Consider the following 21,771-nt stretch of genomic DNA (forward strand, 5'->3'; position numbering starts at 1 on the left):
CCAGATAGGCGAAAGCCCCCCAGTTGAACCCTGAGGGGCTTTCCCTGACACGTGAGCGCGGCCGCACGTGAGCGCGGCTAGATGTGTCCGACTCCCGCGCCCGCGTCGGCGTTGGCACCTCGCTTGGTCAACGTGGCGACCAGAGCCGCGACGACCGCGACGACGCCTGCGACGGTGAAGGCCAGGCCCATGCCGGACACGAACGTGTCGTGCGCGACCGAGGTGATCGCCTCGGCGACCGGCTCCGGCGCCTTTGGCGGGACGGGCGCCCCGCCCATCTGGACCGCGGCGGAGGCCTGGTCGAGCTGCTCCGGCGTCATGGGCGGAAGCTTGGCGTCGGCCCAGTTCACGGGAAGGTCGTTGTCGACGCGAGCTGCCATCACCGCGCCGAGCACCGCCGTGCCAAGAGCACCGCCGACCTGCATGCCGGCCTGCTGGAGACCGCCTGCCACGCCGGACAGCTCCAACGGTGCGTTGCCGACGATGACCTCGGTGGCTCCCACCATCACGGGCGCCAGGCCGAGGCCGAGCATGCCCAGCCAGAGCGACATCGGCAGCGTCGCGGTGTCCGTCGTCATCGTGGACATGCCGAACATCGCGATGGCCGTGGCCACCATGCCGCCGACCAGTGGGACGCGCGGGCCGAACTTGGTGATGAGCGCACCGGCGATCGGCGACGCCACAATCATCATGGCCGTCAGCGGCAGGAGGTGCAGTCCGCTGTCGACCGGGCTCATGCCGTGCACGTTCTGCAGATAGAAGGTGACGAAGAACAGCCCGCCCATGAAGGCGAAGGCCATGAGGACCATCAGGACCGTACCGGCGGACAGCGGGACGGACCTGAACATGCCCAGCGGAATGAGCGGTTCCTTGACCTTGCTCTCCCAGAAGGCGAAGAGGGCGAAGAGAAGCACAGCGCCCGCAAGGAAGAGCAGCGTCCTGGATCCGCCCCAGCCCCACTCCGAGCCCTTGATGAGGGCCAGGATCAGCGCGAACATGCCGCCCGAGAGCAGGACGATGCCGGGGATGTCGAAGGACTTCGGCGCGTTCTCCGCGCGGTGGTCCTTGAGGATCACCAGGCCGAGCACGAGAGCGATGACGCCGACGGGCACGTTGATGAAGAACACCGACTGCCAGCTGACGTGCTCGACGAGCAGGCCGCCGACGATGGGGCCGCCGGCGGTCGAGGCGCCGATGACCATGCCCCAGATGCCGATCGCCATGTTCAGCTTCTCGGCGGGGAAGGTGGCGCGCAGCAAGCCGAGCGCGGCCGGCATCAGGAGCGCCCCGAAGAGGCCCTGGAGCACCCGGAAGGCGACGACCAGGCCGACGCTGCTGGAGAACCCGATGGCCCCGGAGGCCACGGCGAAGCCCGCCACGCCTATCAGGAAGGTCTGCCGGTGGCCGAACCGGTCACCGAGCTTGCCGGCGGTGATCAGGGCTACGGCGAGCGCGAGGAGGTAGCCGTTGGTGATCCACTGGACACCGGCCATCGTGGTGCCGAGGTCCTTCGCGATGGCTGGGTTGGCGATCGCCACGATGGTGCCGTCCAGGGCGACCATCATCACGCCGATCGCGACGGAGAAGAGCGTCAGCCAAGGGTGGCCGCGAAGCCCCTTGGCCGGGGCCGGGGCGGACGACGGCTCCGGCGCCTTGTCCGCCTTGTCGACGGTGATCTGACTAGTCATGCGTTCGAGGCTAGTGTCAGCCACTGACAGTTGACAAACCATTTCACAAGTCGGTAACTGTCACGTAGCTCACAGATATGGTGAGCAGGTCGGAACTGCGGAGAAAGGCCAAGGCGTGAGGACCGAGCAGCGAGCGGCGGACCCCGCGAAACCGCAGGCCGAGACCTCGGGAGACATCTCCGGCGAGCCCTCTCGGCCCGGACTGCGCGAGCGCAAGAAGCAGCGCACCCGTGACGCGCTCCTGCGTGCGGCGCTCGAGCTCTTCACGACCAAGGGATACGAGGAGACGACGGTCGACGAGATCGCCGAAGCCGTGGACGTCTCCCAGCGCACGTTCTTCCGGTACTTCACCAACAAGCAGGAGACCGCCTTCGCCGTGCAGGAGATGGTGGAGCAGCGGTTCGTGGAGACCCTGCGCGAACGACCCGCCGACGAGACGCCGTTCGTGGCCCTGCGCGGGGCCGTCATCGACGCCTGGGACGCGATGGGCCGGTCCATCGAGGAGGTCGTCCCGGTCGAACTCCACATGCGGACCTACCAGATGATCGAGTCCACCCCTTCCCTGCTCGCCGCCCACCTGCGCCGCTCCATCGAGATGGAGGAAGAGATCGCGCGCGTGATCGCCGAGCGCGAGGGACTCGACCTGGACACAGATCCGCGACCGCGCGTGGTGGTGGCCGCCTTCAGCGGAGTGATGCGCGTGACGGGGCGACTGTGGGGCGCGGGCGAGGACTCAAGTGTGGAGTCGATCCGCGCGATCACCGAGTCATATCTCGACCACCTGGGGCCCGCGTTGGCGGAGAATTGGCGCACAGAGTGACGGCGTCCGCACTCCGCGTCGGTTCGCAGGGCTGATCGACACATCGAACAAATCAACACACTGAGTGACTGATTGATACACCGTCAGTAGCGGCACTCCTGGATGCGCTGCGCGCACACTTCACCTACAGAGTGTGACGAAAATGCTCAGAGTGCGCCCGCTTTGCCTCAATTACCCCACAGGAAACGTGATCTGCCTCACCCGGTGCACGGTAGGCATCACGATTCTCCTAGGGTGTTCCGTAGTGACTTCCTTCGACTCCTCCCCTCAACTCAGCGTCTGGCGCGCACTGCTCGCGCTCGCCGTCGTGTTCGTCATGCTGGCGACCACGGGCTGGACCGCGGTACGCCACCACAAGGACACCGCATCGCCGCTCGCGGTCTCGCTCTCCGCCTGGGAGCGCGGGCACATCGGCGGACGGGACCTCCCCGACGCCAGTGCCCCGTCCGGCAAGCTCGCGCACTTCTTCGCCTCGCTCAACGCGCAACAGCGCACTCGTCTCGCCACCCGCTACCCCCTTGCGGTCGGCAACATGAACGGTGCCCCCGTAGAGCTGCGATATCGCGCGAACCACATCGCCCTTGACCAAGCGCGCAAGACCGAGCGACAGCGTATGCACGACAACCGGCTCTCCCCTCTCGGGCAGCAGGAGGCGGAGCGCAGAATGAAGCGCTTCGGCGTGATGATGCACCCGGGTCGGCAGGTCCTGTCCTTCGATCCCATGGGGTCGGGTCGTATTGCCGAGGTCTTCGGAGACCTCGACCGGGCTTCCAGGGTGTCGGTCGTGGTGCCCGGTGTGGACACGAACCTGTTGACCTTCGAGCGGACGAACCGCAAGTACTCGGCGCCCGTCGGCATGGCCAAGGCCCTGTACCGCGCGGAGCACTCGGCGAGCCCGCGCGCGCGTACCGCCGTGATCGCCTGGGCCGACTACACCGCTCCCGTCGGCCTCGGAGTGGACGCGGCCACGTCCATGCGCGCGGACGACGGCGCGATCCGGCTCAACTCTTTGGTGCGCGGGCTGCCCGGGCACTCGCCTGTCGCGCTGTACTGCCACAGCTACGGCTCGGTGGTGTGTGGGGTCGCGGCGCGACAGCTGCCCTCCCGCGTCTCCGACATCGCGGTCGCGGGCAGCCCCGGCATGCGCGCCGACACGGCGGCGCAGCTGGGCACAGGTGCCCGGATCTGGGCCACCAGGGACGGCGACGACTGGATCCAGGATGTGCCAAACATGGAGGTCGGCGGGCTCGGCCACGGTGCCGATCCCGTCTCTCGGGACTTCGGCGCGCGAGTGCTGTCCGCACGGGGCGCGATCGGCCACACCGGCTATTTCGAGCCGGGCACGGAGAGCCTCAGCAACTTCGCCGACATCGGCACTGGTTCGTATCGCTCGGTGCAGTGTGCGAGCGGGGATGACACGTGCCGGAAGGAATTTTCCGGCACGACAGTGGCCTGACGCGCGTAGAAATCGACAAAACAGCGGCACGCCGCAGGAGGGACGGAGGCGCGCGTGCCGCCTACGATGAGCCGCATGGGTGACGTACTGGCCGGATTTCATGCCGCCTGGGAGTTCGAGTCCGACTCCGTGCTCATCCGCTTCGAACGGGGGATCCGCACGCCGAAGCTCCTTCAGGCGCTCGGTGAACGTCGCATCCCCCACGAGGCGATCGCAGCGGTGACTCTTACTCCTGGCAAGCGCGGGACGGTCGTCCTGCACGCCGTACCGAGACCGGGCGCGGATCCGCTGATGGAGGCTGCAGCTGGCCAGCTCAAGGACGGCTGCGACCCGTACCGGCTCGTGCTGCCCGCCGAGCGGGAGACGCTGGCCGAGTACTACGCGGACGAGCTGCGGGCCCAGCTCCCACCAGGCGACTGCGGGCCTCCGGACCGCTACCTGGTCGCCGCGCCGGAGACTCCGCTGAACTTCAAGGCGTACGACGGGAAGGCCTCCTTCGACGGCAAATCGGTGGCCTTCCGGTGGTTCTGGACGGGTGCTTCGTCCGCGAAGTGGAAAGCCGGCGACCAGAGTTTCCTGGTTACAGATCTGAGCGGCGTCGAGTGGCGCTCTCCGGAGGTCTTCGAGGGCCATCTGCGGCTGCTGCGCCGCGAGACCCCGGTCGCCCAGCCCGCGCAGGCGGACCAGGATCCCGCGGCCGTCGTCTTCGGTCTCGGGTATGGCCCGGTGCACGAGTCGCTGCCGTTCGCGGCGTCGGTGCTCGCCGCGGTACGGACATCGGGCCCGGCCCTGACACCCGGCACGGTCCCCGGTACCGCCGCGGTGACCCGCCGCGACCCGGCGGACATCGCGGAACGCATCCGGCACCTCGGCGAGCTGCACCAGGCCGGTCTGCTGACGGACGAGGAATTCACCGCGAAGAAGGCCGAGCTGCTGGCGGAGCTGTGACCCGGCGGTGTGGGAGAGCTGCGACCTGCTGGGTCATCGTGACGGGTCAGGGGCAGCGGCCTGCGAAGGCAGGGGCGTGGGTCATACCTGGGTATCGCGGGAGGCCCATTTCGTACCCGGGTATGAGGTGCAGGTCAGCTCCGCGGTACGACGGCGCAGGGCGTGCTTCATGCCTACGCTGATCAGGCCATGAGCAGCGCATCGACACCACCGGACCAGGACCCCCGCCCACCGGCCGCCGAGCCGGACAGGCGCGGGGTCACCCTTCAGCGTGCGACCGCGGGCGTCCGCGAGGGGCTCGGCAGAGCGGGGGCCTTCCTCTCTACGCCCGCGGGGCGGACCGAGCCGCTCCTTGCCCGGGCGCCCAAGCGCTGGATGCGGCTGCTGCCCCTGATCACCGCGCTGGCCTTCGTCGTGACACTCATCCCGGTGACCACCCAGGTACTGACGAACGACTATGGGGTGAGCGGCGGTCTGGCAGGTGCCTTGGGCGTCGCCCAGGCCGCGCCGCTGCTGCTGGCGGTCAGCCGCCCGTTGGCAGCCTGGTGCATCATGATCGCCGCGGATGTCCTCGGGGCGATCGTGACGCTGTCCATGAGCAACGACCGGCCCGCCCCCTGGACGGCCATGATCATCGTGGGTTACGTGGTCGTGTGCCTCCTGCTGTCCCTGCGCGAGAGCCGCCTCACCCTGCTGGGCATCTGGCTTGTCACCGTCGTAGTGAGCCTCGTCCTCGGTGCGTTCCGAGACGACGGCAGCCAGGACACCAGCGTGCTGCTGATCGTGCTGAGCGGTGTCGCGCTGCTGCTCGGCGCGCTGCTGCGCGAGCGTGGTGACGCACAGCGCAGACTCATCGAGCAGGAGACGATCAGCGAGGCCGAGCGCGCCCAGCGCACTCTCCTTGAGGAACGGGCCCGCATCGCCCGGGAGTTGCACGATGTCGTCGCTCACCACATGTCGGTGATCACGGTGCAGGCCGACTCGGCGCCCTACCGCCTCGACGGCCTTCCGGACGCGGCGCGCGAGGAGTTCGGGAGCATCGCGGCCAGCGCCCGTGAATCCCTCACCGAGATGCGGCGGCTGCTCGCGGTGCTGCGCAGCGAGGACACACCGGGCGAGCGAGCCCCGCAGCCCGGGCTCAGCAGACTGCCGCATCTGGTGGAAGCGACGGTGCGCGCCGGCGTACCGATCGATCTGTCCCGTCCTGAACTGTCGGTGCTCACACAGCTGGCCGACGTCACACCGGCCGTCGACCTGTCCGCGTACCGCATCGTCCAGGAAGCCCTGTCGAACGTGATGCGGCACGCGCCGGGAGCGCGCACCACCATCACCGTGACCCTGGACGAGGCGCATCTGCTGATCCTCGTGGTCAACGGCCCACCCACCGAAGCACCCGACTCGTTGGAGCACAGCGGCACAGGTCACGGACTCGTCGGCATGCGCGAACGCGTACGGTTGGTCGGCGGCACGGTCGACGCCGGGCCGCTGCCCGACGGCGGCTTCCGTGTCGCGGCCCAACTCCCCCTCCTCAAGAAGGAATCCGGCACCGCATGACCATCCGCGTGATCATCGTCGATGACCAGAACATGGTGCGGGCCGGCTTCGCCGCACTCCTTGCGGCCCAGAGCGACATCGACGTCGTGGGCGAGGCACCCAACGGCAAGGCGGGTGTCGACGTCAGCCGCAACACCCATGCCGATGTCGTCCTGATGGATGTCCGGATGCCGGAGATGGACGGACTCGCCGCGGCCCGCGCCCTGTTGGACCCGCCGCCCGGCGTGGTGCACGTGCCGAAGGTGCTGATGCTCACCACTTTCGACGTGGACGACTATGTGTACGAGGCGCTGCGCGCCGGAGCCTCGGGCTTTCTCCTCAAGGATGCCCCGCCCGCCGATCTGATCTCGGCGGTACGCGTGGTGGCGGCGGGCGATGCGCTGCTCGCTCCGTCGGTGACGCGTCGCCTGATCACGGACTTCGCCAAACAGCGGCCACGCAATGACCAGTCGCTGCGGCTGAACGGTCTGACACCGCGTGAGACCGAGGTACTGGTGCTGATCGCGCGCGGCCTGTCCAATCAGGAGATCGCCGAGCGCCTGGTCCTCGCCGAGCAGACGGTGAAGACCCATATCGGCAAGGTTCTCTCCAAGTTGGACCTGCGGGACCGCGCGCAGGCCGTGATCTTCGCCTATGAGTCGGGCCTGATCGCGCCCGGAGAGCAGTAGAGCCCTCAGCCCCCTACCGCGGTATGAGCTCCACATACCCCGGTATCACCTGCGAGTTGGCTCTCCAGTGTGAGGTGCCGCCGGGCACCGTCTCCCTACCTTTCCCCTCGTCACGCCAGAGCGTGTCACGAGATGGGGAGGGAGACGGGCCATGGGCCTTCGTTCTTGGAAAGCTCGCAGGGGCTGGAAGAACCGCAGCAAGCGGACGCTGATCGCCGCGGCACTCACGACAACGATCGTGGCCGGCACGACCGGCTGGGCCGTCGGCAATGAACAGCAGCCGATGACGGGCCCACCGCCGGGCACACAGGCCTGGCGCGCGGACCATACGTGGGGGGTTCGACTGCCGGATCCGGCGACCGCGGCCCCCGCCCGAGTCGCCGCGTTCTTCGGCTCGTTGAGCGAGGCGCAGCAGCACAAGCTGGTCACGCGGCATCCCTCGGTCGTCGGCAATCTGGACGGCGCCCCGGCCGCCCTGCGGTTCGAGGCCAACTCCCTTTCCCTGAAGACCGAGCGCGCACGCGAGCAGGCTCGCGAGACAGACCCGGGCCTCACCCTTCAGGACCACGAACGGGCCCGGTCCCTCGTCGCGCGGTACGAAGAGCTCCTCAGCCCCGGCCGGCAGATACTCGCTTTCGACCCGCGCGGCAGAGGACAAGTGGCCGAGGTCTACGGCGACTTGGCGAGCGCCGAACACGTATCCGTTGTCGTGCCGGGCTCCGACATGGACCTGAGCACCTTCGACCGATCGAAGGACGAGTACGGCACACCGGCCGGGATGGCACGCTCCCTGCTCGCCGCGGCGGGCCCTGGCACAGCCGTGGTCGCCTGGGTCGGGTACACCACCCCGGTCGGCCTCGGCCCCGATGCCGCGACGGGGCGGCTAGCGGAGGCCGGCGCGCCCCGGCTCGCGCGGTTCGTGCACGGCCTGGCGGCATCCGGCGCCCCACGCCCTGCCGTGTTCTGCCACAGCTACGGCTCGGTGGTATGCGGCCTGGCGGCTCCGCGGTTGACCGCGTCCGACCTGGTGGTGCTCGGCTCCCCCGGCATGCGTGCGGACAGCGTGGCCGATCTGCACACCTCCGCCCGCGTCTGGGCGGCCAAGGACGAGAGCGACTGGATCGGTGACGTGCCGAACGTCGAGCTGTTCGGCCTCGGCCATGGCGAGGACCCGGCCGACCCGGGGTTCGGCGCCCGACGCGTTCCCGCTGAGCGAGCCGAGGGCCACACCGGCTACTTCGCCCCGGGCACGGATTCCCTCCAGGCCTTCGCCGCCATCGCGGAGGCCACTGCTACCAGCACACCGGACAACGGCGCCGGCACCGACGCCCGCCCCATCGGAGAGCGGCCATGACCCTCACTCCACTGACCACCCTCCACAAGACGGCGTCGGCGATCGACGCCAAGACGCCCGCATCTCGTGACCGGGCCATAGACGGACTGCGTGCGCTCGCCCTGCTCGCCGTGCCGACCGGGCACTGGCTGCTCGGCGGCTTCACACTCGATGCGGACGGCGCCCTGCACAATGCCAGCCCCCTGGCTTCGTTCGGGTTCTTGTCTCCGCTCAGCTGGGTGCTGCAGATGCTCGGCATCTTCTTCCTGGTCGGCGGCTATGCCTCCGTCCTGTCCTTTCGCCGGGCGGCAGAGCGCGGTGAGTCGACGGGGCGATGGCTGCGCGGGCGGGTGGCACGTCTTGGTCGTCCGGTACTCGGAGTGACGGCCGTCTGGGCCGCGTTGCTCCCGGTGCTGTACGCGATGGGAGTGCCGGGTTCGACCCTGCGCACGGGGTCCACGCTGGTGATACAGCCGCTGTGGTTCGTCGGGATCTATGCGGTGATCACCGCGCTCACCCCATGGTGCACAAGGGCGGCCGGGCGGCTCGGTGCATGGGCCGCGGCGCCACTGCTCGGCTCGGTCGCCGTCGTCGATTTCCTGCGGTACGGCCCGTTCGGGGACGCCATGCCGTCCTGGCTGAGCCTGCTGAATCTGCTGCCCGGCTGGATGTTCGCCTATCAACTGGGCGTCAGCTGGGGCGAGAAGAAGCTGGGCAGGCGCGGTGCGTGGCTGCTGCTCGTCGGAGGGACAGCCCTCTTCGCGGCTCTGCTGCTCTTCTTCCACTACCCGGCGTCGATGGTCGGCGTCCCGGGTGAGGCCCGGACGAACTCGCATCCTCCGTCGCTGCTGGTTCTGGCGCTGGCCGCCGCGCAGAGCGGTGCGGCGATCCTGTTGCGCGAGCGCATCGGCAAGTTGCTGCGCAGGCCCGCCCTGTGGGCGCCGGTCGTCGTGATCAACCTGTCGGCGATGACGATCCTGTGCTGGCATCAGACGGCGATGCTCGCGGCGGCCGTGCCCGGTTCGCTCCTCGGTGGCACGGTGCCAGGGCTGACGGCGGGTCCCGACACCTGGGGCTGGATAGCCGCCCGGGTCACCTGGCTTCCGGTGTTCGGAGCGCTCCTGCTGCTGATAGGCCGCTACACCCGTGGCTTCGAGGCGCCGTGGAAGCGGGCCACGCATGCGCGACGGGCAGTGGCCGGGCTCCTGGCAGCCGGGTTCGCGGTCTTCGCACTGGGGCTGGCGTGAACGGCGGGGCCGCCTACGGGTCCTGCGGGTCCGGGGCCTGCGGGTCCAGGGCCGGATCCTCGGTCCTGCGGGTCCAGCGGGCCCCTCCCCCCAGGTCCAGGTCCTGCGGGTCCGGGTCCGGGTCCTCGGTCCTGCGGGACCCTCCCCCCCCAGCCGAATACGCGGCAGAGGTTCCCGCCCAGGAGCCTCGCCGGGTGGGGCCGTCGCGGCACGGTCCCCACCCTGCCTGGCCGAGTGCTCGCTACTCGCGGCCCGCCGAAGTGAAGGTCATGTCGGCGTAGCGGTCGCCTGCGACCTGGGCGGCGATGGGGTCCAGCAGGGCGAGTTCGGAGGAGGTGAGTTCGAGGCGGGTGGCCGCGGTGTTCTCCTCGACTCGGGTGCGCTTGCGGGTGCCGGGGATGGGCACGACGGCCAGACCGTGGGCCTGGGCCTGCTGTTGGACCCAGGCGAGGGCGACCTGGCCGAGGCTCGCGCCGTGGGCGTCGGCGACGGTGCGGACGGGTGCGAGGAGGGCCGCGTTGGCGGCGGCGTTGTCGCCCGTGAAGCGGGGCTGATGGCGGCGGAAGTCGTCCCCGCCGAGCTCCTTGTCGGCGCTGACGAACGAGCCGGTGAGGAAGCCTCGGCCGAGCGGGGAGTAGGGGACGAGGGCGACGCCGAGTTCAGCGGCGGCGGGGACCACGCCCTGCTCGATGTCCCGGCTGAAGAGCGACCACTCGGACTGGAGGGCGGCGATGGGGTGGACGGCGTGGGCGGCGCGGAGTTCGGGGCCGGTGACCTCACTGAGGCCGAGGTGCTTGACCTTGCCCGCGGCGACCAGCTCGGCCATCACGCCGACCGTCTCCTCGATCGGCACCTCCAGATCGCGGCGGTGCATGTAGTAGACGTCGATGACGTCCACGCCGAGGCGCTGGAGGCTGGCGTCGATGCAGGCGCGGATGTATGCGGGGTCGTTGTTGATGATCCGCTTGGTCGAGTCGTCCGGGTCGACGGACAGGGCGAACTTGGTGGCGAGGACGACCTCGTCGCGGTGTGCCTTGAGGAAGGGGGAGAGGAACTTCTCGTTCTCACCGGCGGCGTAGGCGTCGGCGGTGTCGTAGAAGGTGACGCCCAGTTCGAGGGCTCGCTCCAGGGTCGCCCGGGCCTCGTCGGCGTCGGTGGGGCCGTAGGCGAAGCTCATGCCCATGCAGCCGAGTCCCTGGACGCCGACTTCCGGGCCGTCTGCCCCGAGCCGCACCTTCGCGATCGGCTCGGGAGTCTCACCAGTCTCAGCGCCGGTGCCGGTCGTCGCAGCCGCCGCCTCGGGTGACTCGGAGGTGGAGGGGGTGGCGGGGCTAGCGGGGGTCGCGGGAGTTGCGGGGGTCATCAGTTCAGGGCCTCTCCGACGCCGGGCGGGCGTCAGCGTAAAAGTTGATCTTGTAGTCGAGCACGGCGAGCGTGTCCTGGAGCTCCGCGATGCGGGTACGGACGTCGCGGCGGGTCTGTTCGAGAAGCTCGTGGCGCTCGGTGAAGGTGTGCTCGCCCTCGCGCACCAGCTCGGCGTAGCGGACCATGTCCGCCACCGGCATGCCGGTCAGGCGGAGCTTGCCGACGAAGGTCAGCCAGTCCAGATCGCGGTTGCGGTAGCGGCGCTGGCCCGTGTGGGAGCGGTCGATGTGGGGCATCAGGCCGATTCGCTCGTACCAGCGCAGGGTGTGCGCGGTCAGGCCGATGAAGGCGACGACCTCGCTGATCGTGTAGTGGTCCTGTCCGTTCGGACGGGGGTGCGTGGTGGGTGCCGAGGCGCAGGCATCCGCCTTGGTGCCGGCGCTGTCGGCGCTGCCGGTGGCGCTGTCGGCGGTACCGGCGGTGCTATCAGCGGTGCCGGTGATCGGTTCGGTCACGCCCTGCGCGGGGCCCCGTGTGCGGGTGGTCTCGGTCTCCATCACCGTCATGACCACCACGCTAGAACCTTGGAGTGCACTCCAAGCAAGCAGAACGGGAGGAATCATGTGACGGAAACACACCCTCGGAAAATCGGAGGACGCCGCTTCGTGTGGTGACTACGGTGCCGATCATGAGTGTTGTGCGTCGTGCCACGCCAGATGATGCCGAGGAACTGATCAGGCTGCGGCAGGTGATGATCGACTCGGTGTTCGCATCCGGCTCGGCGACCGGCGCCGCGTCCGACACCGGCTGGCATGCCGAGTCCCTCGCTGTCGTGCGGGGCAAACTGGCCGATCCGGCGGGCGACTTCGCCGCGTTCGTCGTCGACCAGCCCGGCCGGCCCGGGAAACTCGCGGCACTGGTGGTGGGGACTCTGGACTACCGCATCGGGCGGGCCGGGAATCCGCGGGGCGTCGTCGGCTATGTCTTCAGCGTCGCCACCGATCCGGATCAGCGGCGGCGTGGGTATGCGCGGGCCTGTATGGAGGTGCTCCTCGACTGGTTCCGGGAGCGTGGTGCGGGAAGTGTCGATCTCAATGCGTCGGCGGAGGCGGAGCCGTTGTACGCCTCGCTCGGCTTCGTGCGCAAGCCCGACCCCTCGATGCGGTTGAACCTGTAGGGCGCTTAGGCTCGTAGGTATGCAGAGCCTGGCGTTGATCGAGAACTGGCCGGTCCCCACCGCTGCCGCCGCAGTCGTCCGCGCGGACGGCACGGTCGTCGGGGCGCACGGGCCCACCGGGCACCGTTTCGCGCTCGCTTCGGTCACCAAGCCGCTGGCGGCGTACGCGGCGCTCGTGGCGTACGAAGAGGGGGCCATCGAGCTCGACGAGCCCGCCGGGCCCGAGGGGTCGACCGTGCGGCATCTGCTGGCGCACACCAGTGGTCTCGCGTTCGACGAGCATCGGGTGACGGCGCCCGCCGGGACACGGCGGCTGTACTCGAACGCCGGGTTCGAGGTGCTCGGTGATCACATCGCCAAGGCGACGGACATTCCCTTCGGGGAGTATCTGCGGCAGGCCGTGCTCGAACCGTTGGGGATGGGGGCCACCTCGCTCGACGGGAGTGCGTCGCCCGCCAAGGACGGGGTGTCCACCGTGGATGACCTGGTGAAGTTCGCCGCTGAGGTGCAAGCGCCGCGGTTGCTCGATCCGCGGACGGTGGCCGAGGCGATGTCTGTGGTGCATCCGGGGCTGAAGGGTGTGCTTCCCGGGTACGGGCATCAGAGTCCCAATGACTGGGGGCTCGGGTTCGAGATCCGGGACTCCAAGTCGCCGCACTGGACGGGGAGTTCGTCTTCGCCTCGGACGTTCGGGCACTTCGGGCAGGCCGGGACGTTCCTCTGGGTCGATCCCGACGCGGGGGCGGCGTGTGTCGCTCTGGCGGACCGGGCGTTCGGTCCGTGGGCCATCGAGGCCTGGCCTCCGTTCACTGACGCGGTGCTCTCCGAGCTCTGAGGCGGCGTTCGTGCGTTCCGCGGCCCAACTAAAACGGGGTACCGCCGGACCGCCCACCCGTGCCGCCCCGGCGGCACGACTGCACACAGCGAGGGCGACCGTCGACGACGCTCAGCCCCCCGACATCTCCCACACCAGCAGCTCCGCCGGGCCCTCCTCCGAAGCCACCGCCTCCAAGCCCTCCGCGGACGCAATCCGCGCCGCGTCCCCCGGCCCCAAGTCCTCGCCGCCCAGGCGGACTTCGCCGCGCACCACATGGACGTACGCGAAGGGGGCGTCCGGGATCGCCGTGCGCTCGGCCGCGGCGAGTCTCCTGACGTGGAGGAGGGCACCCGCCGCGGGGACCGCGTACGGAGTCGAGTCCGCGATGCCGTGGACCACCTCGTAGGCCGGTTCGCCGCCGGGACTGAGCGGGGACAGCCACATCTGGACGAAGACCAAGGGGGCCCCACCGTCGTTGCGTTCCACATGGCGGACGCCGCCGGCCGCGCTCAGGTGCTGGACGTCCCCCGGGCCCACGACCGACTCGTGCCCGGTCGAGTCGCGGTGGGTCAGTTCGCCCTCCGCCACCCAGGTCACGATCTCGGTGTGGCTGTGCGGGTGTTCGTCGAAGCCCGCACCGGGTGCGAGACGCTCTTCGTTGCAGGCCAGGACCGCGCCGAAGCGAAGGTTGTCCGGGTCGTAGTGCGGCCCGAAGGAGAAGGCGTGGAAGGTCTCGATACCGGCACCGGGCTCCCCGCCGCGGTACCGATCGCCGGAGCGTCGTACATCAATCACACACCCCACGTTAGACCCGGCACCGCACACCCCCGTCCCGATAAGGCAGTCTTGTCCCCGTGCCCGAACCCTCTGCGAACGAAGCCCGCCAGGACGCCCATCAGGCAGCCCACGAGGAAGCCGCGCGCCACGAGGAGGCCGCCCGCCAGGACGCGCACCGGAAGGCTCACGCGCACTCAGCCACGCTGAAGCGCCTCGAGCAGTCATCCGGCAGCCTCGCGGCGCAGGCCATCGCGCGCATGGACGAGACGCTGTCCTGGTACCGGGCGATGCCGCCGGAGAACCGCTCCTGGATCGGCCTGGTGGCGCAGGCCGGCATCGCCGCCTTCACGGAGTGGTTCCGTCGTCCCGACGCTCCCCAGGCCATCTCCACCGACGTCTTCGGCACCGCCCCGCGCGAGCTGACCAGGGCGATCACCCTGCGCCAGACCGTCGAGATGGTGCGTACGACGATCGAGGTGATGGAGTCCGCGGTCGACGAGATCGCGGCCCCGGGAGATGAGTCCATCCTCCGCGAGGCGCTCCTCGTGTACGCCCGCGAGATCGCCTTCGCCACCGCGCAGGTCTACGCGCAGGCCGCCGAGGCACGGGGTGCCTGGGACGCCCGCCTCGAGTCGCTCGTCGTGAACGCCGTGCTCTCCGGAGAAGCCGACGAAGGGGCGGTGAGCAGGGCCGCCGCGCTCGGCTGGAACTCCCCCGAGCATGTCTGCGTCGTCCTCGGCACCGCGCCCGACGGCGACAGCGAGCTCACCGTCGAAGCCATCCGCCGCGCCGCACGGCACGCAAAGCTCCAGGTCCTGACCGGCGTGCTCGGCGACCGCCTCGTCGTCATCGCGGGCGGCAGCGACAATCCGCTGCAGGTCGCCAAGGGCCTGATCGGCCCGTACGCGGCCGGTCCCGTCGTCGCCGGGCCCATCGTCCCCGACCTGCTGGCCGCCACCCGGTCCGCGCAGGCCGCGGCCGCCGGGCTCAAGGCCTGCGCCGCCTGGCAGGACGCCCCGCGCCCCGTCCTTGCGGACGATCTCCTGCCGGAGCGCGCGATCGCGAGCGATCCCGCCGCGCGCGAGCAGTTGGTGGAGGAGATCTACAGACCACTGGAGGAAGCGGGCTCCGCGCTCCTGGAGACGCTCAGCGTCTATCTGGAACAGGCCAGCAGCCTCGAAGGCGCCGCCCGGATGCTCTTCGTGCACCCCAACACCGTGCGCTACCGGCTGCGACGTGTGACAGACGTCACCGGCTGGTCGCCATCCGACGTACGCTCCGCATTCACGCTGAGGATCGCGCTGATCCTGGGGCGTCTGGCCGACGGAGATCTCCAACCATAGGATTTTGTCGGGCCCCTACAATTCCCCCAGCGGTTCTTCGTCCCTGTCCCCACGGGCGGCATGCACCGTCCACAAGAGAGAGTGTGAGAGTGCTCGTACTCGTCGCTCCCGGCCAAGGCGCTCAGACGCCCGGCTTCCTGACCCCCTGGCTCGATCTCCCCGGCGCGGCCGACCGCCTCGGCGCGTGGTCGGACGCCATCGGGCTCGACCTTGCCCACTACGGCACGCAGGCCGACGCGGACGCGATCCGCGACACCGCCGTGGCCCAGCCCCTCCTTGTCGCCGCCGGTCTGCTCTCCGCCGCGGCACTCAGTGACGCCCTCGCCGCGAACAAGCCCGGCGCGGTCGCGGGACACAGCGTCGGCGAGATCACCGCCGCCGCGTACGCCGGAGTGCTCAGCGACGACGACGCGCTCGGTCTCGTCCGCACCCGGGGTCTGGCCATGGCCGACGCCGCGGCGGTCACGGAGACCGGCATGGCGGCGCTGCTGGGCGGCGACCCCGATGTCACCGTCCCGCACCTGGAGAAGCTGGGCCTGACGCCGGCGAACGTGAACGGCGCGGGTCAGATCGTCGCCGCGGGCACCGCCGAGCAGATCGCCGCCCTCGCGGAGGACAAGCCCGAAGGCGTCCGCCGCGTCGTACCGTTGAAGGTGGCGGGCGCGTTCCACACGCACCACATGGCTCCCGCGGTCGCCACGCTCGAGGAGGCCGCCAAGGCCCTCGCGCCGGCCGACCCGAAGCTGACGTACATCTCGAACCGTGACGGCCTGGCCGTGGCGACCGGCTCGGACGTCCTGTCCCGCCTGGTCGGCCAGGTGGCCAACCCGGTGCGCTGGGACCTGTGCATGGAGACGTTCAAGGAACTGGGTGCCACGGCGATGATCGAGCTGTGCCCCGGTGGCACGCTGACCGGTCTCGCCAAGCGCGCCCTGCCCGGCGTGCGGACGGTGGCCCTCAAGACACCCGACGACCTCGACGCCGCTCGTGAGCTCATCGCCGACACCGCATCCGCCGCCGACGCGGCGGGTGCCTGAGAAGGAGCCAGGAGAGCATGTCGAAGATCAAGCCCAGTAAGGGCGCCCCGTACGCGCGCATCATGGGTGTCGGCGGCTACCGCCCGACCCGTGTCGTGCCCAACGAGGTGATCCTCGAGACGATCGACTCGTCCGACGAGTGGATCCGCTCCCGCTCCGGCATCGCGACCCGCCACTGGGCCTCCGACGAGGAGACCGTGGCCGCGATGTCCGTCGAGGCGTCCGGCAAGGCGATCGCCGACGCGGGCATCACGCCGGAGCAGATCGGCGCGGTCGTCGTCTCGACCGTCTCGCACTTCAAGCAGACCCCGGCCATCGCGACCGAGATCGCGGACAAGATCGGCGCGGGCAAGCCCGCCGCGTTCGACATCTCCGCAGGCTGCGCGGGCTTCGGCTACGGCCTCACCCTCGCCAAGGGCATGATCGTCGAGGGTTCCGCGGAGTACGTCCTGGTCATCGGCGTCGAGCGGCTGAGCGACCTGACCGACCTGGAGGACCGCGCGACGGCCTTCCTGTTCGGTGACGGCGCGGGCGCCGTGATCGTCGGTCCGTCCCAGGAACCGCAGATCGGCCCGACGGTCTGGGGCTCGGAGGGCGACAAGTCCGAGACGATCAAGCAGACCGTGGCGTGGAACGACTTCCACGTCGGCGACGTCTCGAAGCTGCCGCTCGACCGCGAGGGCAACATCAAGTTCCCTGCGATCACGCAGGAGGGCCAGGCGGTCTTCCGCTGGGCCGTGTTCGAGATGGCGAAGGTCGCCCAGCAGGCGCTGGACGCGGCCGGGATCACCGCGGACGACCTGGATGTCTTCATCCCGCACCAGGCCAACGAGCGGATCATCGACTCGATGGTGAAGACTCTCAAACTGCCGGAACACGTCACGGTCGCCCGTGACGTGCGCACCACCGGCAACACGTCGGCAGCCTCGATCCCGCTCGCGATGGAGCGGCTCCTGGCGACCGGCGAGGCGAAGAGCGGCGACACCGCGCTCGTCATCGGCTTCGGGGCGGGTCTCGTGTACGCCGCCACGGTCGTTACCCTCCCCTAGGCATCACGTCCGGATCACCCGATCCGTACGGCTGTAAACCAACCTGCCGCTGCCGCGGCGGGCGCCACACCCTCTGGATACATAGAAGGAGCGCCAACATGGCCGCCACTCAGGAAGAGATCGTCGCCGGTCTCGCCGAGATCGTGAACGAGATCGCCGGCATCCCGGTCGAGGACGTCCAGCTGGACAAGTCCTTCACCGACGACCTGGACGTCGACTCGCTGTCCATGGTCGAGGTCGTCGTCGCCGCCGAAGAGCGCTTCGACGTCAAGATCCCGGACGACGACGTCAAGAACCTCAAGACGGTCGGCGACGCGACCAGCTACATCCTCAAGCACCAGGCCTGATAAGGCTGCTCTGCTGTCGCCACCCGGCGGTGGCGCCGCTGATCCCCTCAACACCGTGGAGAATTTTCCTGTGAACTCGACCAATCGCACCGTGGTCGTCACCGGTATCGGCGCAACCACACCGCTGGGTGGCGACGCAGCCTCGACCTGGGAAGGTCTGCTCGCGGGCCGTTCCGGTGTCAGTCTTCTCGAACAGGACTGGGCGGCCGAGCTTCCGGTCCGCATCGCGGGCCAGATCGCGGTTGAGCCGGGCGAGGTCATTCCTCGCCCCCAGGCCCGCAAGCTGGACCGTTCGGCGCAGTTCGCGCTGATCGCGGCCAAGGAGGCCTGGGCCGACGCGGGTTACACCGCGAAGGCGGGCGAGGACACGTCCGTGGACCCGCACCGCCTCGGTGCGGTCATCGCCTCCGGCATCGGCGGCGTGACCACCCTGCTCGACCAGTACGACGTGCTCAAGGAGAAGGGCGTACGCCGCGTCTCCCCGCACACCGTGCCGATGCTGATGCCCAACTCCCCGGCGGCCAACGTCGGCATCGAGCTGGGCGCCCACGCGGGTGTGCACACCCCCGTGTCGGCGTGCGCCTCGGGCGCCGAGGCCATCGGCTACGCGATCGAGATGATCCGCACCGGCCGCGCCGACGTCGTCGTCGCGGGTGGCACGGAGGCGGCGATCCACCCGCTGCCGATCGTCGCGTTCGGCAACATGATGGCGATGTCCAAGAACAACGACGACCCGGCGGGCGCCTCGCGCCCCTACGACGTCGACCGCAACGGCTTCGTGCTCGGCGAGGGCGCCGGCGTGATCGTCCTCGAGTCCGAGGAGCACGCCAAGGCCCGCGGCGCGAAGATCTACGCGGAGGCCGTCGGCCAGGGCATCTCGGCCGACGCCCACCACATCACGCAGCCCGAACCGTCCGGCAACGGCATCGCGGCGGCGCTGCAGAACCTCATCGACGGCACGGACCTCAAGCCCGCCGAGATCGTGCACGTGAACGCGCACGCGACCTCGACGCCGCAGGGTGACGTCGCCGAGATCAAGGCGCTGCGCAAGGCGTTCGGCGACGACGTCGACCACATGGCCATCTCCAGCACGAAGTCGATGACCGGTCACCTGCTCGGTGGCGCGGGCGGCGTGGAGACCGTGGCCACGGTCCTCGCGCTGAAGAACCGCATCGCCCCGCCGACGATCAACATCGAGAACCTCGACCCCGAGGTCGACGCGGACGTCATCCGCGACGAGCCCCGCGCACTGCCCGAGGGCAGGATCGCGGCGCTGAACGACTCGTTCGGCTTCGGCGGCCACAACGTGGTGCTCGCGTTCAGGACCGTCTGACTTCTGACGCATACGCGAAGGGCCCCCACCGTGCGGTGGGGGCCCTTCGCCATGCGTGCCGGAAGTACGTCAGACCACCTGGTGCAGCCACCGCACAGGCGCGCCCTCGCCCGCGTACCGGAAAGGCTCCAGCTCGTCGTCCCACGGCTTGCCGAGCAGCTTGGCCAGCTCGGCCTCCAGGTTGCTCTCGCCGCGCTGGGAGCGGGCCAGAGCGGCGCGCAGGCGGTCCTCCGGGATCAGGATGTCGCCGTGGATGCCGGTGACCGCGTGGAAGATCCCGAGCTCGGGTGTGGCGCTGTACCGCTCGCCCTCGGCCGTGGGGCACGGCTCGGATGTCACCTCGAAGCGCAGCAGCTGCCAGCCGCGCAGGGCGGAGGCGAGTTTGGACGCGGTGCCGACCGAGCCCCGCCAGGAGAACTCCGATCTCCAGCTGCCGGGCGCCGCGGGCTGCCTGATCCAGTCGAGGTTGACGCGCGCGCCGAGTACGCCCGCGACTGCCCATTCGACGTGCGGACACAGCGCGCGCGGTGCGGAGTGCACGTACAGAACTCCACGTGTCGTCACCGGGACCTCCAGTGTGGGTCGAGGTTCGCCTTCCCCAGCGGCCTCGGCCCGTGCCGAGCGTTGCGGCCCCGCGTTCGGGAAACTCCCGAAAACGGGACAGATGTGACGTGATGTAATTTAGCGGAACCGAAAGCGCAGGGTGCCACTGGGTGGCGAGGCTACCGTGCGGCGGAACAAGGAGTGTGACGTACCGTCGGTCCCAAGGCCAGGAATCACCCACCATTCACCCGCAGGGGCGCCTGAACGGCGCGGTCGGCCTACGGCGACAGAGCGATCGGCCTACGACAACAGAGGGGACCTGGGGATGCGGAACCGAAGGCACCGCCCGCGTGCCGCCGTCGCCGCCGCGACGGCGGTTCTCCTCGGCGCCACCGCGATCGCCGCGTGCGACGCCTCCGGCGGCAACTCCCCCGCACCCAAGGGACCATCGGCGCACGACAAGCCGTCCCCCAAGCCCACCCCGACCTGGGACACGGACCCGAAGTCCCTGGCGGCCGTCGGCGACTCCATCACCCGCGGCTTCGACGCCTGCTCGGTGCTCGCCGACTGCCCCGAGGCGTCCTGGGCGACCGGCACGGACTCCGAGGTGCGCAGCCTCGCGACACGCCTGCTGGGCAAGGAGCGGGCGGCCGGGCACAGCTGGAACTACGCGAAGACCGGCGCCCGCATGGCGGATCTCACCGGGCAGGTCGAGCAGGCGGCGCTCAAGCGCCCCGAGCTGGTCACGGTGATGGCGGGCGCGAACGACGCCTGCCGCCCATCGGCGGATTCCATGACCCCGGTCGCCGAGTTCCGCGCCGACTTCGAGGAGGCGATGCGCACGCTGCGGCGCGAGCTTCCCAAGACCCAGGTGTACGTCACCTCCGTGCCGGATCTGAAGCGGCTCTGGTCCCAGGGGCGCACCAACGCGCTGGGCAAGCAGATCTGGAAGCTCGGCATCTGCTCCTCGATGCTGGCGGACCCGGACGACCTGGACACCTCGGCGACGCAGCGGCGGGCCACGGTGCAAGGCCGCGTGGTCGCGTACAACGACGTGCTCAAGGACGTGTGCGCGAAGGACCTGCGCTGCCGGTACGACGGCGGGGCGGTCTTCGACTACCGCTTCGACGGCGACCAGTTGAGCCCCTGGGACTGGTTCCACCCCAGCAAGGACGGCCAGTCGCGGCTCGCCGAGCTGGCCTACCGGCAGGTGAAGGCCAAGGATCCCGGAGCCTGAGTGACCGACGGCCCGGCGTAGGGTCGCGATCATGCGCAGTGAACTCTTCGGGACGCTCCCCGACGGCACGCCCGTCCATCGCTGGACCCTGGAAAGGGGCGGGGTGCGGGTACGCGTCCTGACGTACGGCGGGATCATCCAGTCGGCGGAAGTTCCTGACCGGTCCGGGCGGCGTGAGCCGGTGGCTCTCGGGTTCGACGGCCTCCAGGGCTATCTCGACCATCCCGGGCCGTTCCTCGGGGCGCTGGTGGGCCGGTACGCGAACCGGATCGCGGGCGGCGAGTTCGTGCTCGACGGCCGGACGTATCGCTTGGCGCGGAACAACGAGCCCAACGCGCTGCACGGCGGCACGGCCGGTTTCGACAAGCGGGTGTGGGAGGCGGCGGAGGTCGAGCACGGGGTGCGGATCTGCCGGGTGAGCCCGGACGGCGAGGAGGGCTATCCCGGGCGGCTCGCGGTGTCCGCGACGTACACGCTTGACGAGGCGGGCTCGCTGCGGATCGCGTACGAGGCGACGACCGACGCCCCGACGGTCGTGAACCTCACCAACCACACGTACTGGAATCTCGCCGGGGCAGGGAGCGGCGGCGCGGGCGGGCACGAGCTGCGGATCGCGGCGGCCCGCCGCACGCCGACGGACGGGGTGCAGATTCCCACGGGGGCGTACGAGGAGGTCGACGGGACGCGGTTCGACTTCCGGGCCGCGCGGAAGGCCGGGGCCGGGATCGACGACAACTACGTGCTGGACAAGGGGGTCACCGCGCAGCCGGTCGAGGTGGCGGAACTGAGCGACGCGGCGTCCGGGCGCGTCCTGACCGTCGCCACGACGGAGCCCGGCCTCCAGCTGTACACGGCGGACCACTTCGAGGAGCCGCTGCCGTTCGGGCCCGGCGACGGGATCGCCCTGGAGACACAGCACTTCCCCGACTCCCCCAACCGGCCGGAGTTTCCGAGCACGGTGCTGCGGCCGGGTGGGGTGTACAGGTCGGAGACGGTGTACGGCTTCTCCGTGCGCTAACGCGCGCGGTCGCC

The 21,771-nt window shown here is 70.0% G+C and carries 21 protein-coding genes; 16 read left to right on the forward strand and 5 right to left on the reverse strand.

Annotated features, from left to right (window positions below; genetic code table 11):
* Positions 1-77 precede the first annotated feature (77 nt).
* Complete coding sequence (locus ABD378_RS14245) at positions 78-1,688, reverse strand: MFS transporter (protein ID WP_344521122.1); 1,611 nt, start codon at positions 1,686-1,688, stop codon at positions 78-80.
* Between the two features lie 175 nt (positions 1,689-1,863).
* Between ABD378_RS14245 and ABD378_RS14250 the strand changes: the two genes are divergently transcribed.
* The 7 genes from ABD378_RS14250 (at position 1,864) to ABD378_RS14280 (ending at position 9,714) form a co-directional block, all read left to right on the forward strand.
* Positions 1,864-2,508, forward strand: a complete 645-nt coding sequence (locus ABD378_RS14250; protein WP_344521280.1) for a TetR/AcrR family transcriptional regulator — start codon at positions 1,864-1,866, stop codon at positions 2,506-2,508.
* Between the two features lie 244 nt (positions 2,509-2,752).
* Positions 2,753-3,964 (forward strand): alpha/beta hydrolase, encoded by a 1,212-nt coding sequence (locus ABD378_RS14255; RefSeq protein ID WP_344521124.1) that lies wholly within the window; start codon positions 2,753-2,755, stop codon positions 3,962-3,964.
* Positions 3,965-4,030: 66 nt separating this feature from the next.
* On the forward strand, positions 4,031-4,912 hold the full coding sequence (locus ABD378_RS14260) for a DUF4429 domain-containing protein (RefSeq protein ID WP_344521282.1): 882 nt from the start codon (positions 4,031-4,033) through the stop codon (positions 4,910-4,912).
* A gap of 189 nt (positions 4,913-5,101) precedes the next feature.
* On the forward strand, positions 5,102-6,466 hold the full coding sequence (locus tag ABD378_RS14265) for a sensor histidine kinase (protein ID WP_344521126.1): 1,365 nt from the start codon (positions 5,102-5,104) through the stop codon (positions 6,464-6,466).
* On the forward strand, positions 6,463-7,134 hold the full coding sequence (locus ABD378_RS14270) for a response regulator (RefSeq protein WP_344521128.1): 672 nt from the start codon (positions 6,463-6,465) through the stop codon (positions 7,132-7,134). Before ABD378_RS14265 ends, ABD378_RS14270 begins: the two co-directional genes overlap by 4 nt.
* A 151-nt stretch (positions 7,135-7,285) precedes the next feature.
* Entirely contained in the window at positions 7,286-8,488 is a 1,203-nt protein-coding gene (locus ABD378_RS14275; RefSeq protein ID WP_344521130.1) for an alpha/beta hydrolase, read from the forward strand.
* Complete coding sequence (locus tag ABD378_RS14280) at positions 8,485-9,714, forward strand: acyltransferase family protein (RefSeq protein WP_344521132.1); 1,230 nt, start codon at positions 8,485-8,487, stop codon at positions 9,712-9,714. The genes ABD378_RS14275 and ABD378_RS14280 overlap by 4 nt, the downstream gene beginning before the upstream one ends.
* A 241-nt stretch (positions 9,715-9,955) precedes the next feature.
* On the opposite strand, the gene ABD378_RS14285 is transcribed toward ABD378_RS14280, so the two are convergent.
* Both ABD378_RS14285 and ABD378_RS14290 read right to left on the reverse strand, forming a co-directional pair.
* Positions 9,956-10,897: an aldo/keto reductase gene (locus ABD378_RS14285; RefSeq protein ID WP_344521284.1), complete on the reverse strand. Its 942-nt coding sequence runs from the start codon at positions 10,895-10,897 to the stop codon at positions 9,956-9,958.
* Positions 10,898-11,081: 184 nt separating this feature from the next.
* Complete coding sequence (locus tag ABD378_RS14290; RefSeq protein WP_386546824.1) at positions 11,082-11,636, reverse strand: MerR family transcriptional regulator; 555 nt, start codon at positions 11,634-11,636, stop codon at positions 11,082-11,084.
* Positions 11,637-11,767: 131 nt separating this feature from the next.
* Here ABD378_RS14290 and ABD378_RS14295 point away from each other — a divergent pair, with 131 nt between their 5' ends.
* The gene (locus ABD378_RS14295) at positions 11,768-12,256 is read left to right on the forward strand and encodes a GNAT family N-acetyltransferase (RefSeq protein ID WP_344521136.1); all 489 of its coding nucleotides are present in this window, start codon (positions 11,768-11,770) and stop codon (positions 12,254-12,256) included.
* A 19-nt stretch (positions 12,257-12,275) separates the two neighbouring features.
* Positions 12,276-13,091: a serine hydrolase domain-containing protein gene (locus tag ABD378_RS14300; protein WP_344521138.1), complete on the forward strand. Its 816-nt coding sequence runs from the start codon at positions 12,276-12,278 to the stop codon at positions 13,089-13,091.
* Between the two features lie 111 nt (positions 13,092-13,202).
* On the opposite strand, the gene ABD378_RS14305 is transcribed toward ABD378_RS14300, so the two are convergent.
* Positions 13,203-13,868 (reverse strand): pirin family protein, encoded by a 666-nt coding sequence (locus ABD378_RS14305; RefSeq protein WP_344521140.1) that lies wholly within the window; start codon positions 13,866-13,868, stop codon positions 13,203-13,205.
* Positions 13,869-14,053: 185 nt separating this feature from the next.
* Between ABD378_RS14305 and fasR the strand changes: the two genes are divergently transcribed.
* The 5 genes from fasR to fabF all read left to right on the forward strand — a co-directional run bounded on the left by fasR (position 14,054) and on the right by fabF (position 18,959).
* Entirely contained in the window at positions 14,054-15,193 is a 1,140-nt protein-coding gene (gene fasR, locus ABD378_RS14310) for a fatty acid biosynthesis transcriptional regulator FasR (protein WP_344521286.1), read from the forward strand.
* Between the two features lie 89 nt (positions 15,194-15,282).
* Positions 15,283-16,230: an ACP S-malonyltransferase gene (locus ABD378_RS14315; protein WP_344521142.1), complete on the forward strand. Its 948-nt coding sequence runs from the start codon at positions 15,283-15,285 to the stop codon at positions 16,228-16,230.
* Positions 16,231-16,247: 17 nt separating this feature from the next.
* On the forward strand, positions 16,248-17,279 hold the full coding sequence (locus tag ABD378_RS14320) for a ketoacyl-ACP synthase III (protein ID WP_344521144.1): 1,032 nt from the start codon (positions 16,248-16,250) through the stop codon (positions 17,277-17,279).
* Positions 17,280-17,377: 98 nt separating this feature from the next.
* Positions 17,378-17,626: an acyl carrier protein gene (locus ABD378_RS14325; RefSeq protein WP_160504853.1), complete on the forward strand. Its 249-nt coding sequence runs from the start codon at positions 17,378-17,380 to the stop codon at positions 17,624-17,626.
* 70 nt (positions 17,627-17,696) lie between these two features.
* Complete coding sequence (gene fabF, locus ABD378_RS14330) at positions 17,697-18,959, forward strand: beta-ketoacyl-ACP synthase II (protein ID WP_344521147.1); 1,263 nt, start codon at positions 17,697-17,699, stop codon at positions 18,957-18,959.
* 69 nt (positions 18,960-19,028) lie between these two features.
* On the opposite strand, the gene ABD378_RS14335 is transcribed toward fabF, so the two are convergent.
* Positions 19,029-19,523: a DUF3145 domain-containing protein gene (locus ABD378_RS14335; RefSeq protein WP_344521149.1), complete on the reverse strand. Its 495-nt coding sequence runs from the start codon at positions 19,521-19,523 to the stop codon at positions 19,029-19,031.
* A gap of 304 nt (positions 19,524-19,827) precedes the next feature.
* On the opposite strand from ABD378_RS14335, the gene ABD378_RS14340 reads away from it, so the two are divergent.
* Both ABD378_RS14340 and ABD378_RS14345 read left to right on the forward strand, forming a co-directional pair.
* A complete protein-coding gene (locus ABD378_RS14340; protein ID WP_344521151.1) occupies positions 19,828-20,739 on the forward strand; it encodes an SGNH/GDSL hydrolase family protein in 912 nt (303 codons plus the stop codon).
* Between the two features lie 31 nt (positions 20,740-20,770).
* Positions 20,771-21,757, forward strand: a complete 987-nt coding sequence (locus tag ABD378_RS14345; RefSeq protein ID WP_344521153.1) for an aldose epimerase family protein — start codon at positions 20,771-20,773, stop codon at positions 21,755-21,757.
* The last annotated feature ends 14 nt before the right edge of the window (positions 21,758-21,771 follow it).

This window comes from Streptomyces rectiviolaceus, assembly GCF_039533825.1.
Taxonomy (GTDB): Bacteria; Actinomycetota; Actinomycetes; order Streptomycetales; family Streptomycetaceae; genus Streptomyces; species Streptomyces rectiviolaceus.